We start from the raw sequence: 17892 nt of genomic DNA, 5'->3' as shown, positions 1-17892 counted from the left end.
CCCTTTATTGGATAGCGGGGAAATACCTTGAAGAAACCACAACCAATACTGGGTCAGACCGGTATGCTATTTTTCCTCGTCATCATCAGTGCGTTTCCTCCATTGACCATCGACCTGTATTTGCCAGCCCTTCCACAAATGGTCGAGGTGTTCAATACCGACCAATCGATGGTCAACCTAACCCTGAGCAGTTACTTCGTGACCTATGCGGTTGGCCTGTTGTTCTGGGGACCACTCAGTGAAAAGTTCGGGCGTAAGCCGATTCTACTCATTGGCATCGCAAGCTATATGGTGGCGAGCGTCTTATGTGCCATGACCAATAGCATCGAGCAGTTGATTGGTGCTCGTATATTCCAAGCCTTTGCGGGCAGTGCCATCACCGTTATCGCAACCGCCATTGTGAAAGACCTTTATGATGGCCGAGAACGCGAAAAGATCATGGCGACTATCATGTCTCTGGTGATCATCGCACCGATGGTCGCGCCTGTATTTGGTGCTTTCCTGCTGAAAATAGCGTCTTGGAGAATGATGTTCGTCACTCTCGCTATTTTTGGTGCATTCGCATCAGTATTGGCGCTTTGCTACCGAGAGACGCTTGAAAGCAAATACCAAGGCTCTATTTTCCGGTCATGGGGAAGGCTGGCCGTGGTCATGAAGAATCGGTCGTTCATAAAGCTGCTGGTTATTTTCTCTATCACACCAATGGCGCTGATGGGCTTTCTTGCCGCAGGTTCTTATATCTACATCAATGACTTCGGGTTGACCGAACAGCAATTCAGCTACGCTTTCGCGTTCAATGCATTGTGTGCCTCATTTGGCCCAACAATTTATATGAAGTTGTCCTACAAAATATCAGTTCAAAATGTCATCTCTGGATGTTTTGCTTTATTGGCGATAGCAGGAATCTTTACCCTAACCATCGGCGACTTGTCCCCTTGGTTCTTTATGTTTATCGCAGCACCAGCTACGCTGATGGTTATCATCATGCGAGTACCTGGCACCAACTTAATGTTGAACCAGCAAGATCAGGACACAGGTTCTGCCGTTGCGCTGATACAGTTCTTCAGCATGATTTGTGGTTCACTTGGTATGGTTTTGGTTTCAATCCGCCCAGATTCGCTAATTGAAAACCTAGGCTTTATCCAATTATCGGTGGGAATCCTAGGCGGTTTGATGTGGCTGATGGTCAGAAACAAAGAGTACGTGACTAAGAAACTGAATTAGAAGCATCCAAGATGCTCATTAACAACACGATTCAATGAACCTGAGGAATGATGCCTATTAAAAATCATTCCTCAGAGAGAAATCTAGAACGAAATCTTGATGGTGTTAAGCCAATGATTTTCATGAATACCTTACGAAAGCTGTTCACGTCCTCATAACCAACTAGGTAGCTGATCTGCTCAACCGGTTTATGGGAGCTTTCCAATAACTCGCATGCACTTTGAATACGTACGTGTTGGATATAGTTAATCGGCGTAAAACTGGTCGCCTTGGTAAATTGACGAATAAAGGTTCTTCGAGTCATAAACGCTTCTTCAGCCAATTGATCAAGAGACAGCGAAAGGTGATGGTTCTTTTGAATAAAACGCTGAACCGACACAATTTTGTCATTGCCGTGAGCATAGTTCGGCACAAAGCTCTGATAGTAACGTTGCTCTCTCAACCCCGTATCAAGCACCAAATATTTACCTAGATTACGAGTGTTGGTCGGCGTTGTGTATTTGGTCAAGATAAACAAAGCGAGATCCATCCACGACATCAAACCACCAGCGGTCATCACATCCGCATCATCAATCAAGATTTTGTCGATATCGACTGCGATCTGTGGGTAAAGCTCCGTAAACTTCTGCTGCGCTTGCCAGTGCGTGGTCACGGTTCGCCCTTCTAACAAACCTGTTTTTGCCAAAATGAACACGCCTGCACAAGCTGAACAAAGTATCGCCCCCCTTTGGTGAGACTCAATCAGGTACTCAAGCAAGGTGTCACTCGGCTCTAGATAGTAACAACCATCTAAATTCGGTGGGAGTATGATGATATCGGCGTTCGACACGCTAACACTGTCATGCGCTTGGATCTGAACGTTGAATTGAGTCTTCTCAGCCGAAGGTTCAAGAGAATTTGCCATCTGCAGAAACTCTTTCACGCCAAACACGGCACTTTGCAGAGAGCCTGGGTAGTCGATGATTTCGACCATTACTGATTTTGTCACTATTGCCATAGAGTCTGTCATTTTTGACGTGCGATAAAAACTACAGAGTATTCATAATATCCCTACACCGCAATACACCAAATACAAAGGTATAGACTATGAAGAACACAGCCCTGCTACTTATCGACTTTCAAAATGACTATTTCCCTTCATACGAAGGTGCAAAATGGGCGCTGTCTGAAACAGAGAAAGCAGCCGAAAAAGGTGCACAGTTATTATCCGCTTTCAGAGACAAGCAACTTCCTGTGGTTCATGTATGTCATGAGTTTTCGACGAATGATGCTCCGTTCTTCTTGCCAGAATCAGACGGTGCTCAAATCCACAGCAGCATGACTCCGCTAGAAGGCGAACCTATTATCGTAAAGCATCAAATCAATAGCTTTAGAGACACCGAACTGAACAAGGTGCTAAAAGAGCAAGACGTTGAAAAGCTGATCATCGTTGGCGCAATGAGCCACATGTGTATCGATGCTGTGACTCGTGCAGCAACCGATTTAGGCTATGAATGCCACGTAGCGCATGATGCTTGCACAACCTTAGACATGGAGTTCAATAGCGTTCAAGTTCCAGCAGTGCATGTCCATGCCGCATTCATGGCTGCACTGAGCTTTGGTTACTGCAATGTCGCAACGGCCAGTGAACTTGAAAGTCTTCTTTAACAAGTAAGCCCAAACTTTCAGTCTGTTCATTACAAACACAAAAAAGGCTCCTATTAAGGAGCCTTCTTATCAAAATCAGTGATAACTAAGTTTGGTCAGTTGCTATTAAGCGTTAGCCACTTGACGCGCCGGGTGTTTGATAAACACAGCAACTACAGCCACGATTGCAAGTGCGAAACAGTAGTAAGAGTTAGACACGATTTCTAGAGGCGATAGGTTAAACACAGAGCCCAATAGCAATACCTGAGCACCGTAAGGCAACACACCTTGAATCACACAAGAGAAGATATCCAACAGGCTTGCAGAGCGACGTGGAGATACATTGTTTTCTTCCGCCAATTGACGAGCCACACTACCAGACACAATAATCGCTACCGTGTTGTTTGCAGTACATAGGTTCACCATAGATACCAAGCCAGCAATACCTAGCTCGCTCGCACGACCATTCGCTTGCTTAGAGTGTGAAGAGCCAAACGCACGGATCACACCGCTTACAAGGTTAGTTAGGAACGCTAGTCCGCCTTGGCGACGCATCAGCTCACTCAAACCACCAATCAGCATCGACAGTAGGAAGATTTCCTGCATGTTACCGAAGCCTGCATAGATATCTTGAGCGTAATCCGTCATACCGTAGTTCTCAATAGAACCTAAACTCACGCCACCCGCTAGCAAGATACCAATGGTCAGCACGACGAATACATTCATGCCCGATACCGCAAGAATCAGAATAGTGATGTACGGCAGAACTTTGAGCCACTCAATTGAGCCTGTTTCAGGCACTTGAGTTGCCGTGCTATTGAAAGCAAAGATGACAATCGCTATCAATGCAGCAGGAAGTGCAATGCGGATGTTCTCTTTAAACTTATCTCTCATCTCACAGCCTTGTGAACGAGTCGCCGCAATCGTGGTATCAGAGATGATTGAAAGGTTGTCACCAAACATCGCGCCACTTAGCACCACGCCTGCGGTTAGAGGAATGCTCATGCCAGCTGAATCTGCAATGCCTAATGCAACAGGAGCTACCGCAGCGATGGTACCCATCGACGTACCCATTGCGGTCGCAATGAAAGCAGAAATAAGGAAGATACCCGGTAAAATCATGCTTGTCGGAATCGCCGACAGCCCAAGGTTTACGGTTGCGTCAACGCCGCCTGACGCTTTAGCCACAGCCGCAAAAGCACCCGCCAATAGGTAGATCACACACATTGCGATAATGTCTTTGTGACCTACTCCACCTAAGAACTGTTCGATAGCACGGTTCAATTTATCTTTGCTTAGCAACAACGCTAGCATCACTGCAGGCAAAGCCGCAATCGGAGCTGGAAGCTGATAGAAAGCAAAATCGACGCCTTGCAGTGACAAGTACGTACCTACGCCAATAAACAGCGCTAGGAACACGATCAGAGGGATAAGCGCAACTGCAGAAGGTGCAATTACAGCATTAGAATTTTTTGAATTGGACATGGAACATCAACGCAATAGAACAGGAAGATGAGCAGACTAATGTCACACTTAAGGCTTGTCAACGTCTAGACGTCTAAACGCCCAATTTAATGCAAAGTAATAAGCACGCCATTGAACATCACATAATAGAAAAGGCTACTTACTAACCAAGTAAGCAACCTTTGGATAACAGATCATGTAAGCAGAAAGCTTTATAACTTTTGTTTAAATATCACTTCATATTCGCCTAACTCGTCATAACGTACTGTCGTTAGCTGATCGAATTCGACTTCAACAACACCACAATATGACCCGGTAATAATGGCCTCACCCGCTTCGAAGCTAACACCGCGTTGAGTCATGGTGTTAATCAGCCAATAGATAGGCGTTTGTGGTAGTGAGTTTGGGTGCTTACCAGTGAAGGCTTGCACTTTCTCATCTTGAGTAATAGCAATCTCAAAGTTCGCTGCTGAAAAAGCACTCTCTTTACTAAGCTCAGGACCAAGAAACAAACCTTGATTAGCTAAGCCATCGGCCAACACTTCATAGAACTCTACGCCACTATCATCGGCAAAGCGGGATTGAATAAGCTCTAAAGCCATGCGACACGAACCGATAGCCTCATTAACTTGCTCTTCAGTGTAACCATTGGAATTTGCTGGTAAAGGCTTGGCCAAGACAAAAGCAATTTCAGGTTCAATACGAACTACTCCGTTATCCGAAAAAGCCTCGCATTCAGAACCAAACTGAACGCTATCTTCGAAAATAGGCGCAACGATCAACTTCTCTTCGCTCAATGGCAACAGGCATTTCCAACCACCGACTTTACTGCGGTGAAGGTCAACCATTGCTGCTTGAATGTGTAAAGAATCTTCAAGGTTGTTCGGGCGAAATTGATCACTCATTCGCGCTGCTTTTATACCAGCAACTCGGTAGTTTAGTAACTCCTTTGCCGCTTGTCTAAACTTACTTTGCATGTCTTATCACCCTGAAATTATAGGGCTTTATAATACTGAAATTTATAGCTTGTGGGTAGGTATCCAATTACAGTTTCCACCATGCTTGAACAGGTACTGGTTCTGAAATCACCAAACGTTCACCCATCACAGGGCTTACCATTTGTACATCTCGCTCTTTGCTTATCGCCAGTGCTTGTTCCATTGGGTCTTGCCAATCGTGCATAGAGAGATCAAACGTACTGTTGTGGATTGGCATCATCACCTTACCTTGCAGGTCGATGTGAGCCTGAACGCTCTGCTCTGGGAACATATGAATATCCGCCCAAAGTGAATTGTATGCGCCCGTTTCGACCATGGTAAAATCAAACGGCCCATAGCGCTCACCAATCTCTTTAAAGCCATTGAAGTAACCAGAGTCACCACTAAAGAAGACTTTCTTATCTGAAGCCTTAATAACCCAACTCCCCCACAGTGTTTGGTCACGATCAAGTAAGCCACGACCAGAGAAGTGCTGTGTTGGCGTCAAAGTAAACTCAATATCTGAGGCTGTTGCCGATTCCCACCAGTTCAGCTCAATAATCTTTGCTTTATCCACGCCCCACTTTTCCAATAGTGCGCCAACTCTTAATGGCACTAAGAACGTACCCACTTTGTCGGCGAGCACCTTAACCGCGCCTTTATCCAAATGGTCATAATGATCGTGGCTGATCACTACCACATCAATATCAGGCAATTCTTGCAGTGAGATTGGTGTTGGGTGAAAGCGCTTTGGCCCTATCCATTGAACTGGCGATGCGCGATCACTGAACACAGGATCTGTCATCACTAACTTGCCATCCAGCTTCATCATCACACTTGAGTGACCTAAGCGGTAAACAACGTCGTCTTGTTCTTCGATCAGTTGCTCGGCTGTCATTGGTATCAGAGGCAATGCAGAGCGCGGCACTGACTCATTCCTTTCCACTGTCACATAAGCTTTCAGGATTGAAAAAATATCAGACATACCCGATTTGTATTCCAGCTCACTGTTAACAAACTTCTTCGGAAGCTTATCTAGATTGTCGTTTGATTGTGAACCTGTGCTGACGATAGCGACCACGGCAAGTACTCCTAAAATCGGTAATAGATATTTTTTCATTGGTATCTCTTCATCGGTTGGGATAGACCCAACACATAAACTACACCGACTAGTTTACATACCAAAACAAAAAAGTAAACCAGTGAGTGTAACTTTTAATTTATCTAGACGTAAGCGTGTCAAAGTCGATTTTGGAAAAACCAACTTTGGCAACGAGTTAACTTAGTTATTTAGTTAGGGAGAAAGGTTAATCTGCAGACCATACATTCTTGAAGTCTGGCCATCCCCAGTTTGTGATGGCCACGTTTTTCAAAATGCCTTGGAAACGCACGGTTTGCAGGTGATGGAACATGGGCACTAACCAATAATCAGAAATCAACGTCGATGCAACGGGCTCCAACTCAGCCAAGTAATTCGGCAATTCAACCGAGGCTTTATGATGATCTAAGCGCTGTTTGAGCCAATCACTGTTCACCTCACCTAGTGCCGAGTGCAAAACAGGATCATTCATCATCCACGAAAACAGCGAAGACGGGGCATTGTCATCGAGATTCAAGTTACACAACACCAGATCCTCCTTTAAGTCGGCACTCTGAGAGAGCTGCGCCAACTCTCGAAAACTGTAGGTGTTCACCTCAACTTCCACGCCATATCGTCTGAGTATGTCGGATACGCAAATCGCACATCGATACAACGCATAATAGTCGTAAACTGCAATACTCATCTTTTTCGGCAATTGTGCTTCTTTCGAAGGCGTTCGATACAACTTCTGCCAACTTGGCAGTATGTTTTGAGCTAAAGAGACACTGAACAAACCCTTGTTTTTTTCCAGCTGAGATAAAATAGCTTGTGGGTTGGTCAGTTCTGAAAGGTATTTTCGCTGCTCATTATTTAGTGGGCTAGCCGCTGAGTTCTGATTGAATAGGATAAACAGACACCCATCCTCGACTCGGCTACGAAGGCCATCAGTTTCAGCCGACACCAGCTTCGCGTCGCTTTTTCCGAGTTGATGGAAGCAAGATGAATCTTCATAAGGTGACACCTGCATTTGGCTGTCATCAAAGCGAGCACTGCCCGTCATCGACTCTTCGAATTGCCAAATAGTCACTTCATCCGTTAGAGAGCGACAACCATAATAGTGTTCAAATGCGGCAAGCTTGATGCGTTCGTTACTAGTCTCAACCACTTTAAATGGGCCGGTTCCAATCACGGCATGAGACACCGAGTTCAATGGCGATGGCTCACGAGTCACTTGCGCAGCAGGTTGAATCGAATACTTAACGCCAGCCAATAAGCCCGCGAAGCCGGTGTCTGCTTTAGTCAATTGGAAGCTGATCCTTAACGGCTGTTCACTGTAAACCGAAGCAACATGGGATAACTCTGTTTGATAGAAAGGCAAGGTTTGCAAGGCTGAAAACAGCGAGACTAACTGTTTAGCATCAACAGGCTGGCCATCGTGAAAGGTTAAGCCGGGGCGCAAATAGAAGGTCCAAACTAATTTTTCAGCATCATATTCCCAATGGTGCGCCAGTTCAGGTTTCAACTTACCCTTGCCATTACAAGTGACGAGGCAACTGAACACTTGCCTGATCAAAAAGCGTTCGCTACTGCGGTGAATATGATGCGGGAATAGGTCTTCAAACTTACGTTTATAGGTTAATTGAACGTGCAGCAGCCCTTCACGCATCGTCGCGCCAGAGGTTTCTTGGAGGAGAGAGCCAAATACAGCGCGGTCGTTGTCTAGAATTGAGAGTGCTTTTTCGTATTTGCCCTGCTCTATCAGTTTACTGGCAACATGTTGAGTCAATTCTTGATTGCTAAAACGTAAAGTCAGATTAGAGCGTTGATTCCTGCCGACTTTTGGCTCCCACACCAACCATTCAGCCTGATGCATCTTGCCTAACAAGGTTCGTGCATGGCGCAAGCTGGTGAACAGCTTGTCTGCCACCTCAGTTAAGGTAACCGAATGTGAGAGGTTAGGCTCAAACGAATCTAGCCTTGTGTAATAACGCATCATGTTTAGATCAGACAAATAATGAACCTTTTTAGAAACAACCCTTCCTGATTAAGCTCATTATAAAACACATCAGCCCAAAAGTAGCGCTAAAAGACAAAAACAGGAACAACTTAGTAAAAACCCATCTGTTTATTACTTCCTATTAAGTAACCATAATTAATGAGTCAACAAGGAACTTTGAGTTCCCACCAAAGCCTAATACAAGAGAAGTAATCATCATGAGAAAATACTATCTTAATAAGCTTAAAAGCACCGGTAGCAAGCTCGAAAGAGAAGCACTACGAACACTTATAGAGCTATGTAACTGGCGTTATTAGTACACTTTTAAGCACCGAGTTAACGCGAGTTGAGTACAACCTAATATGCTCCTACCCCCAATATGAGTTAGGTCTCAACTCGCTTTTCCATTCAAAACGCCCTCTAAACCCTGCTGTACCAATCACTCACACATACGATAAATTTCTGTTGTCGACTCGACAAATTTAATTCGTTTTCTTAGTTAAACGAAAAGCCTTAAGGTTCGCCCCGAAGCAAGCAAGGAGCCTCAGAAAAACTGAAAGCTCAGCTAACAACTAATTTATTTGCAGTTACCAATCAGGTATTAACTAAGGAAACGCCATGCGTATCGCAATTCTTTCTCGCAACGAAAATCTATACTCTACTTCTCGCTTAAAAGCGGCAGGAGAAGCTCGTGGTCACCAGGTCGATGTTATCGACACGCTGCACTGTGATATAGATATCGCGAGTAACAATCCGAAGATTCGCTACATGGGTGAAGAGCTACCTCAATACGATGCTGTTATTCCACGTATTGGCGCTTCCATTACCTTTTACGGCACTGCGGTTGTTCGCCAATTCGAAATGATGGGCACTTTTTGTATCAATGAGTCAGTAGCAATCAGTCGTTCTCGCGACAAACTGCGCTCACTACAATTGTTGTCTCGTAAAGGTATTGGCTTACCAAAAACAGGTTTCGCTAGCCGCCCAGACAAAATTCAAGACTTGATCAAAAACGTAGGTGGTGCGCCACTGGTTATCAAGCTTCTTGAAGGTACTCAAGGTATCGGCGTTGTTCTAGCAGAAACAAACAAAGCAGCTGAAAGCGTTATCGAAGCATTCATGGGCCTAAAAGCGAACATCTTGGTTCAAGAGTTCATTGAAGAAGCAAATGGCGCAGACATTCGTTGTTTCGTTGTGGGTAACAAGGTTATTGCAGCAATGAAACGCCAAGCTGGTGAGGGAGAATTCCGCTCTAACCTGCACCGTGGCGGTACAGCTCAACTGGTTAAACTAACCAAAGAAGAGCGCGCTACAGCGATCAATGCAGCTAAAATCATGGGTTTAAACCTATGTGGTGTCGATATTCTACAATCTAAGAATGGCCCAGTAGTAATGGAAGTGAACTCTTCTCCAGGCCTAGAAGGTATCGAGAAATCAACAGGTAAAGATGTGGCAGACATGATTTTCGAGTTCATTGAAAAAAATGCAAAACCAAACGCTAACCGTACTCGTGGCAAAGGCTGATTAAACGCCGTTTACTCATGATTGGAAAAAACATGAACAATAAAATGATCATAGGGAATACAGAAGCACTTTGCTTACCAGAGTTAGGGATAACTGGACTACATACGCGTGTTGATACAGGGGCTCAAACCTCTTCTCTACACGTAGACAATCTACTATGTGTAAAAACAGACGGTGAAAACTTCGTTGAGTTCGATCTTCACCCAGACGTTTACCACCTAGAAGAGACAGTGCGCTGCAAGGCGAAGCTGAAAACGAGTAAAAGAATCAAATCATCGAACGGCGAAGTTGAACACCGTTGTGTGATTGAAACCATGCTAAAAATTGGTGGTCAGGAATGGCCTATCGATATCACACTAAGCAACCGTCAAGATATGACTTATATGATGCTGCTTGGTCGTCAAGGCATGAGTGACAAAGTGATTGTTGACCCAGCGGGCGAATTTCTAATTTCTCACTAATTGAACTGCTCCACAGCTCAAATAGTGAATCAACAACGCACACTAATAAAGGCCAGTCTTTGAGACTGGCCTTTATTATTTATGGCGATTTTTTTTATCTTTAAACCCAAATCGCCAAACAGATTTAACCAAACCTTTGAGTTTGATTTTAGTCACTCGCCAATGTGTCACTGGCCTTCTAGGCGCACTCATCAGCAGATGTTCAAACGCTTGTTCACTCAAATTCACTTGTCCCCCATGCGCCACCAGCAAGGTGTCGAGCTGCATGTCATAAATACGGGATACCGACGCTCGATACTTATTGGGATGAAAAATTGGGAAAGGCGGAATCAGCTTCTTTTTGACCTCGACCATTAGGTCCGCCACATAGGCAACACTGTGTGATGGGCAATAGACGGAAAGATCTCTGTCGGTATGGCCTGGCGTTTCTAGAACCAACCAATCATCGAACCCCGGAATGCTATCCCCATCTGAAAGCTTGTAATCAGGCTTTAACTTTCTTGAATACCATAGATTTGCTTTAGGCCTACCCAATCGATTCGCCATCCACCGTGCTAATGCCAGATCTGTCAAATGCATCAATATGCCATCGATACCGTGGTACCAATCTTTATCTCGGTTTGCTGCAACCAAATTACAATTTGTGAGCTTTCTGAGCTTGTGCGCTGCCCCTGCGTGGTCTGGATGCATGTGCGTAACCACAACCGTATGTAGATCAGCAAAATCACGCATAAGCCCTGTTTCGATGAAAGCCTTCAAATGCGGGATGTCGGCTCGACACGCACCATCAAGCAAGAGCAACCTGTCAGGGTACTCTACGAGATACATGTCTTGGATATAGCCTTTGATGGTATGAAGTTGCAAATCCACTCCTTGTGATAAAACAACTGGTCAGACCTATACAATAGCAAACCCACCATCAATTGTGATCGTTTTGTTAAAAGCAACAATCTAAAACCGGATAGAGAACTCGAATCAAGATTTCCATTGGTATCCACTCAATTACTCAAATCCAACGTTACTCAAAACCAATGTTACTCAAAACCAATTTAACTCAGAATAATGAGGGCACATTCCAAAGATGACCATCAATTTCATCCGATATTTTTCAGCATTATCGAATGCTCACATCACCGAAAACCTTGCTCAACAAGCCTTGCGCTTTAAGCACTGAGCATCATTTGTCGTGACGACAAAACATGTGATTTGGTGACCTGAGTTATTCGGACTATATATGCGCCTCTAATTTATTGTCTGAGTGCTGTACATGAACCAACTTATCGATGCTCTTTCTACCCAAGGTTACTTTGTTTGGGATGACTTCTTAACTCACGAAGAAGTAGTGGCATTGAGGGATTGCATTCCAGAGAACTGGAAAAAGGCTAGGATCGGCCGTAACGATGATGTAGCACGAGAAGCAACGATTCGTAGTGACAAAATTCAGTGGGTACGCCGTGATATGGGCGAACCAGCATCTCTGTTCCTAGACAAAATGGAACAAATTCGTTTAGCGGCAAACCAAGCGTTCTTTTTGGGTCTGTTCGAATACGAAGCGCACTTTGCTAAATACGAAAAAGGCGACTTCTACCAGAAGCACTTAGACTCCTTCAAAGGCAATGAAAACCGCCGCCTAACCACCGTGTTCTACATGAATGACGAATGGTCTGAGGAAGACGCAGGGGAGCTCGTGGTTTACGATCTAAAAGACAACCACATTGCGACCATACCACCAAAGTCAGGCCGCTTATTTGTGTTCTTGTCTGAACAGTTCCCACACGAGGTACTGCCGACAAACACAGAGCGATTCAGTATCGCGGGTTGGTTTCGCATTAACGGCGTGAAAGACAACCAATTAGACATCGCGCACTAAAACTGTATCCACATCGAACCTTATTCTTGGCCTCTCCATCGAGAGGCTTTTTTTGGGTCAGAAAAACGTCTTAAAAGCCAAATACATCAAACATCAAAACCATCAATAACTTTTCTCTTAAATAAAATCGAAATGAATCTTTCACATCAGTGAAACGGTTTAGCCACGTAAGTGAAATATACCCTGTTCAAGATAGCTTCAAACGATACCCCTACCGTCTCGTTAATACTCAAATTCAATACCTCTATATCGATTTCATCCAAAAGGAAAAGAAGATGAATAAGCTAATTTTGGCAGGCGTTCTTTCTGCGACGGCAGCAATGCCGGCGTTTGCAACGACTCAAGTAACTTGGTGGCACGCAATGGGCGGCCAACTTGGAGAAACCGTCAATAAGATTGCGACTGACTTTAATGCGTCACAAGATGATTACAAGATCACGCCAATCTATAAAGGTTCATACACAGAGACCTTAACAGCGGGTATCGCAGCATATCGAGCAGGCGAAGCTCCTAACATTCTACAAGTCTTCGATGCCGGAGCTGCAACCATCATGAACGCGAAAGGTGTCGCGAAACCGGTACAGGATATTCTGGTTGAATCGGGCTACAACTTTAATTCAAACGACTACCTAGCTGGCGTTCGTAACTTCTATGCCGACAACCAAGGCAAGATGGTTGGTATGCCTTTCAACAGTTCGACGCCGGTTCTTTACTACAACAAAGACCTTCTCGCAGAAGTGGGAGCCGAAGCGCCTAAGACTTATGAAGAACTCGAAGTGGTTGCTAAGAAACTGAAGGCCGAAGGGCACATCGCGTTTTCTCAATCTCTGACGCCGTGGATCATGTTTGAAAACTTTAAGTCTCGCCACAATCTACCGGTCGCAGACCAAAACAATGGTTACGACGGCTTATCCACTAAGATCATGTTCAATACCAAAGACATGATGATGCATGTTAGCAAGATGAAAGAGTGGTCAGATCTAGGTTACTACAAATATTACGGCAGCGACTGGGACGCGAACCAAACACCTTTCGAGCGCCAAGAAGTGGCGATGTGGATGGGTTCTTCAGGCTCGTTCGGTGGCTTGCGTAACCGCGTACCTTTCGAGTTAGGCACAACTTACCTTCCATACTGGAAATCGGTCAACCCTGATGCTGGCTTAACCTTCATTGGTGGTGCCGCTCTGTTTGCACTCAATGGCCATGACCAGAAACAGGACAAAGGTGTTGCAGCGTTCTTTGATTACCTGACCAAACCTGAAACTCAGGTTTACTGGCACAAAACAACAGGCTATGTACCTGTAACAACTGCTGCCTATGAACTAGCGAAAAAGTCCGGCTACTACACAGAGCAGCCAGACGCAGAAGTGGGCGTTAAGCAACTAAGCCTCAAATCGGGCGAGTGGACTAAAGGCTACCGCCTAGGTTATTACCCGCAAATCCGTGAAGTGATGCACCGTGAGTTCGATAACATCTTCGCAGGCCGCTCTAGTGTCGAGAACAGCCTAAACAAGGTCGAAGATGAGAGCAGCAAACTACTGAAACGCTTCGCTCGCACCATGAACTAATTCTGCTTTTTATCTAGAGCAGATAACTGAACTGAAGGCTTAACAAACCAAACAGTTCATTGCTCCTCACCACTTGTCATTGCCTCGAACGAAGAGCGCAATGGCAAGGCGTGAGGAGGTTCTTCATTAGCGCCATTTCTTGCTCCAACAACGATAACTCAACTGGATGCATGCCTTGATATCGCGCTAGTGGTAACGGTCACTAATCTAATAGTGGCCACTGTAACTATTTTTAGGGATTACCCTGTGGAACGACGTCAGCAATTCTTTCACTCTCCGCTGCCTTACCTATTTTTGGCACCTCAGATACTCATCATTGCGGTTTTCTTTATCTACCCAGCGGCAAAGGCGGTTTACCTGTCCTTCATGCTAGAAGACCCTTGGGGAACCTCATCGATATTCGTATGGTTTGAGAATTACCAAATGCTATTCGAATCGAGCGAGTATCCGAGCTCGATTGGCTTTACTTTGATGTTCGCGATTGTGGTCTCTTTCTTATCACTTGCTTTGGCTCTGCTGCTTGCCGTGAAAGCCGACAACATCATTCACGGACAAGGCGCTTACAAGGTCACTCTCACTTGGGTTTATGCGGTTGCCCCTGCGATTGCAGGTGTTATTGGTGCTTTCTTGTTTAACCCGCACATTGGCGTGTTCACAGAAATCTTTGCTGTTGTGGGTTGGGATTTTAGCTTCCAAACCGATCCCGTGGATGCCACGTTTGCTCTGATTTTGGTTTCCGTGTGGAAACAGGTTTCGGTGAATTTCATCTACTTCCTAGCGGGACTCCAATCAATCTCTTACGCCGTAAAAGAAGCGGCGATGCTGGATTGTGTCAGCGACTCAAAACGTTTCTGGACCATTACCTTCCCACTGCTCGCCCCGACTGGCTTCTTTCTACTGGTCATCAACCTCACCTACTCATTCTTTGAAACCTTTGGCGTGATAGACACCATGACCAATGGTGGCCCAGGTGGCGGTACAACTTCATTAGTGTACAAGGTGTATCGAGATGGTTTTGTTGGCGCAGATTTAGGCGGCAGTTCCGCCCAGTCTGTTGTGTTGTTACTACTGGTACTCACTCTCACATTTATCCAGTTTCGCGTTGTAGAAAAGCGCGTCCATTACTAGCCCATCCCCGCTAGGATTTAACGCGACAGGAGTTATTTATGAAAAGTAATAAGGTCTCTGACCACCTAATTTTAATTGCTGGGATGCTGTTTATGTTAGTCCCTATCTGGCTAATCTTTGCCAGTTCAACCCACAATCCAAACACCATTGTCAGCGAAGGTCTGCAATGGCTACCAGGCGATAACTTTACGGCTATTTATAGTGAAGCTTGGAACAAAAGCATGGGCTTCAGTGGCGAAGTCACCGCCAGCAAAATGATCGCCAACTCGATGATTATGGGGCTAGGTTTTGCGATCGGTAAGATCATCATTTCGATGATGGCCGCGTATGCTTTGGTCTACTTCAGATTGCCTTATGCTACAGCTTGGTTCTGGTTGATCTTCGTGACGCTTTTGCTGCCATTAGAAGTGCGCATTATCCCTTCCTATGAAGTTGTCGCTGGGCTTGGGCTTCTTAATAGCTACACAGGTTTAATTCTGCCTTTGATCGCCTCAGCCACCGCGACGTTCTTTTTTAGGCAGTTCTTCAAAACCATCCCCGATGAATTGTTAGAAGCCGCACAGTTAGATAACGCAGGTCCATTTCGATTCTTTGTCGATATCTTGCTGCCTCTTTCTAAAACCATGATCGCCGCGATCTTCATCATCATGTTTGTGGTGGGTTGGAACCAATACTTATGGCCGATCATGATGACTACCGATGAAGGCTACAACACCATCGTGATGGGCATAAAACAAGTACTCAACAACATCAATGAAACCAGTTTACCGCGCTATGACTATGCTTTCGCCATGGTGATTTTAGCCATGTTGCCACCCGTTTTAGTGGTAGTTGTATTTCAGCGTTGGTTTGTAAAAGGGCTAGTAGAAAGTGAAAAATAATAACGACACAACTCAAATGAACAATAACCGCATTCAATCTCTCAATGAGTACAAGACATCTCACCTGCCTTCCCACCAAGCTATCCACAAAAACACAGAGGACACCCCGATGCCAAACTTAAAGCAGACGCTAGCGCACAACCAAGCCACTCACAATCGTACGCGTAAAGCTCCCATCATGCTGGGTATCAAAAACTTGGTAAAGACGTATGAAAACGGCCATCAAGCCGTCAAAGGAGTCTCGCTTGATATCGATGAGGGTGAGTTCCTTGTTTTGGTGGGTCCTTCTGGTTGTGGCAAGTCTTCTATCCTACGTTCCATTGCGGGTTTGGAAAGCATTTCTGGTGGCGAGATTCACTTAAGTGGTCGCCGTGTTGATACAGAGAAACCTGCCCTGCGTGATATCGCGATGGTCTTCCAGAATTACGCGCTCTACCCTCATATGACGGTGTATAAGAACCTCGCTTATGGCTTAAAGAACCGAGGTGTCAGTCAGCACCTTATTGAAGATAAAATTGAGAAAGTCGCCAAAACGCTGAAGATCGAAGAATACCTAGACCGCAAGCCAGCCAAACTTTCTGGTGGTCAACGTCAACGTGTTGCTATGGGGCGAGCGATCGTTCGCGACCCACAGCTGTTCTTGTTTGACGAACCTTTGTCTAACCTAGATGCCTCACTGCGTGCTCACATGAGATTAGAAATCAAAAAGCTACAGCGTGAGCTTGGCGTGACCAGTGTTTACGTCACTCATGATCAAGTTGAAGCCATGACACTGGCTGACAGAATTGTGGTACTCAACAAAGGCCAGATAGAGCAAGTCGGGACACCAAGAGAGGTCTACCACCAGCCAGCCAGTACCTTTGTGGCAAGCTTCATTGGCAGCCCAGCGATGAATTTCTTACCAGCAACACTCGACGACGGCTATCTTGAGATTGGCGACCAGCAAATGTACTTGCCCGAATACGCCCACGTAAAAAATACAGCCATCACACTTGGTATTCGCCCAGAACACTCTGAGGTTTGTGCCGATTTAGTCATGAACGCGCTGCCGCTTGAATTACGCATCAGCGTGGTTGAGCCTTTAGGGCCAAATCAATTGGTTCATGGCCTTGTGAACGAACAACCCTTTATTGCAGTGACACCCGAAACGACGCTGTGCCAAGCCGTCCCTCTCGGGCTAAGCATCGATAAATCCAACCTGCATATTTTTGACAATCTTGGCAAACGCATTCACCCAAATAACTTCACATCACAGGAGTCACACGAAGATGCGACAAGCTTAACGACGGCTCTCGCTTAATCGAGTACACTGATATTTAATGCGTTTTTACGGTGCGTCTTTAAGAAGGATTAATTATGTCGTCTATCATCGTAGGTCATCGGGGTGTAGCAGGTACTCACCCAGAAAATACCAAAGCAAGCATTGAACAAGCGGCTAAACTCGGCTTGAAATGGATTGAAGTTGATATTCAGCCCACTCAAGATGACCAACTGGTCGTTTGTCACGATCACACGCTTGAGCGCTGCAGCGATGGCAAGGGTCGAGTTGATGAACACACCCTTGCAGAGCTACGTCAGCTCGATTTTGGCCGTTGGAAATCTGAGCAGTTCGCTGGAGAAAAAATACTGACGTTGGAAGAGTTACTCACACTCGTTGAGCAGCATGATCTTAGCGTCAACCTCGAAATCAAAGTCGACAGCCGACATCAAGCCCCTTATGTCGTTGATTTGCTGCACGACGAGTTGATTCGCTCAAATCTAGACACTGATAAGGTCTTACTTTCGAGCTTCAGCCATAAGGTGGTTGCTGAAATGGCTCGTCATTTACCTAGATACCGTGTCGGTGTGATCACAGAGCAACTGACTCAAGATGATCTTATGCTGATTGATGAGGTTAAAGCGTTCAGTTGTCACATGAACTACGAGCATCTGAAGCAGAGCGATCTTGATACACTTGGTGAAGCAAACATTCAAACATGGTGCTACACCGTCAATGATCCGTCTCGCTTCAAATTTCTCTCAAAAGTAGATGCCGTATTTACTGATTTTCCGAATCAATTCAACCCTATAAATTGACCTCGTAAATACCGAA

At 45.3% G+C, this 17892-nt stretch carries 16 protein-coding genes; 10 read left to right on the top strand and 6 right to left on the bottom strand.

Features of this window, described 5'->3' with window-relative positions:
• The first annotated feature begins 63 nt into the window (after positions 1–63).
• Positions 64–1224: a multidrug effflux MFS transporter gene (locus tag ACED60_RS10340; protein ID WP_371727509.1), complete on the top strand. Its 1161-nt coding sequence runs from the start codon at positions 64–66 to the stop codon at positions 1222–1224.
• A 64-nt stretch (positions 1225–1288) separates the two neighbouring features.
• On the opposite strand, the gene ACED60_RS10335 is transcribed toward ACED60_RS10340, so the two are convergent.
• On the bottom strand, positions 1289–2221 hold the full coding sequence (locus tag ACED60_RS10335) for a GlxA family transcriptional regulator (RefSeq protein ID WP_371727452.1): 933 nt from the start codon (positions 2219–2221) through the stop codon (positions 1289–1291).
• 89 nt (positions 2222–2310) lie between these two features.
• On the opposite strand from ACED60_RS10335, the gene ACED60_RS10330 reads away from it, so the two are divergent.
• Entirely contained in the window at positions 2311–2871 is a 561-nt protein-coding gene (locus tag ACED60_RS10330) for a cysteine hydrolase family protein (RefSeq protein ID WP_371727451.1), read from the top strand.
• 105 nt (positions 2872–2976) lie between these two features.
• Here ACED60_RS10330 and ACED60_RS10325 read toward each other — a convergent pair whose 3' ends face one another.
• The 4 genes from ACED60_RS10325 to ACED60_RS10310 form a co-directional block, all read right to left on the bottom strand.
• Positions 2977–4335, bottom strand: coding sequence for a Na+/H+ antiporter NhaC family protein (locus ACED60_RS10325; protein WP_371727450.1), 1359 nt, complete (start codon positions 4333–4335; stop codon positions 2977–2979).
• A gap of 191 nt (positions 4336–4526) precedes the next feature.
• Positions 4527–5291, bottom strand: coding sequence for a fumarylacetoacetate hydrolase family protein (locus ACED60_RS10320; RefSeq protein WP_371727449.1), 765 nt, complete (start codon positions 5289–5291; stop codon positions 4527–4529).
• A 67-nt stretch (positions 5292–5358) separates the two neighbouring features.
• Positions 5359–6411 (bottom strand): MBL fold metallo-hydrolase, encoded by a 1053-nt coding sequence (locus tag ACED60_RS10315; RefSeq protein ID WP_371727448.1) that lies wholly within the window; start codon positions 6409–6411, stop codon positions 5359–5361.
• Positions 6412–6598: 187 nt separating this feature from the next.
• The gene (locus ACED60_RS10310) at positions 6599–8383 is read right to left on the bottom strand and encodes an SgrR family transcriptional regulator (protein WP_122047209.1); all 1785 of its coding nucleotides are present in this window, start codon (positions 8381–8383) and stop codon (positions 6599–6601) included.
• A 603-nt stretch (positions 8384–8986) separates the two neighbouring features.
• Here ACED60_RS10310 and rimK point away from each other — a divergent pair.
• Positions 8987–9892 carry a 30S ribosomal protein S6--L-glutamate ligase gene (rimK, locus tag ACED60_RS10305; RefSeq protein ID WP_012601042.1) on the top strand — a complete coding sequence of 302 codons (906 nt, stop codon included), beginning with the start codon at positions 8987–8989 and terminating at the stop codon, positions 9890–9892.
• A 32-nt stretch (positions 9893–9924) separates the two neighbouring features.
• On the top strand, positions 9925–10353 hold the full coding sequence (locus ACED60_RS10300) for a RimK/LysX family protein (protein WP_004733090.1): 429 nt from the start codon (positions 9925–9927) through the stop codon (positions 10351–10353).
• A gap of 75 nt (positions 10354–10428) precedes the next feature.
• Here the strand turns inward: ACED60_RS10300 and ACED60_RS10295 are convergent, their stop codons facing one another.
• Positions 10429–11217 (bottom strand): MBL fold metallo-hydrolase, encoded by a 789-nt coding sequence (locus ACED60_RS10295; RefSeq protein WP_371727447.1) that lies wholly within the window; start codon positions 11215–11217, stop codon positions 10429–10431.
• 403 nt (positions 11218–11620) lie between these two features.
• Here ACED60_RS10295 and ACED60_RS10290 point away from each other — a divergent pair, with 403 nt between their 5' ends.
• The 6 genes from ACED60_RS10290 to ACED60_RS10265 all read left to right on the top strand — a co-directional run bounded on the left by ACED60_RS10290 (position 11621) and on the right by ACED60_RS10265 (position 17876).
• Positions 11621–12223 carry a 2OG-Fe(II) oxygenase gene (locus tag ACED60_RS10290; protein WP_371727446.1) on the top strand — a complete coding sequence of 201 codons (603 nt, stop codon included), beginning with the start codon at positions 11621–11623 and terminating at the stop codon, positions 12221–12223.
• 275 nt (positions 12224–12498) lie between these two features.
• Complete coding sequence (locus ACED60_RS10285; RefSeq protein WP_371727445.1) at positions 12499–13791, top strand: extracellular solute-binding protein; 1293 nt, start codon at positions 12499–12501, stop codon at positions 13789–13791.
• Between the two features lie 246 nt (positions 13792–14037).
• Positions 14038–14919: an ABC transporter permease subunit gene (locus ACED60_RS10280; RefSeq protein WP_371727444.1), complete on the top strand. Its 882-nt coding sequence runs from the start codon at positions 14038–14040 to the stop codon at positions 14917–14919.
• Positions 14920–14957: 38 nt separating this feature from the next.
• Positions 14958–15800 (top strand): sn-glycerol-3-phosphate ABC transporter permease UgpE, encoded by an 843-nt coding sequence (gene ugpE / locus ACED60_RS10275; RefSeq protein ID WP_012601047.1) that lies wholly within the window; start codon positions 14958–14960, stop codon positions 15798–15800.
• Positions 15790–17100, top strand: coding sequence for a sn-glycerol-3-phosphate import ATP-binding protein UgpC (locus ACED60_RS10270; RefSeq protein ID WP_371727443.1), 1311 nt, complete (start codon positions 15790–15792; stop codon positions 17098–17100). The genes ugpE and ACED60_RS10270 overlap by 11 nt, the downstream gene beginning before the upstream one ends.
• Positions 17101–17156: 56 nt before the next feature.
• A complete protein-coding gene (locus ACED60_RS10265; protein ID WP_371727442.1) occupies positions 17157–17876 on the top strand; it encodes a glycerophosphodiester phosphodiesterase family protein in 720 nt (239 codons plus the stop codon).
• The last annotated feature ends 16 nt before the right edge of the window (positions 17877–17892 follow it).

Origin of the sequence: Vibrio sp. 1F279 (genome assembly GCF_041439815.1) — a bacterium.
In the GTDB taxonomy this organism is placed as follows: domain Bacteria; phylum Pseudomonadota; class Gammaproteobacteria; order Enterobacterales; family Vibrionaceae; genus Vibrio; species Vibrio tasmaniensis_A.
Note: the sequence above shows the minus strand (reverse complement) of the source record. Positions and strands in the feature narration are given on the sequence as shown.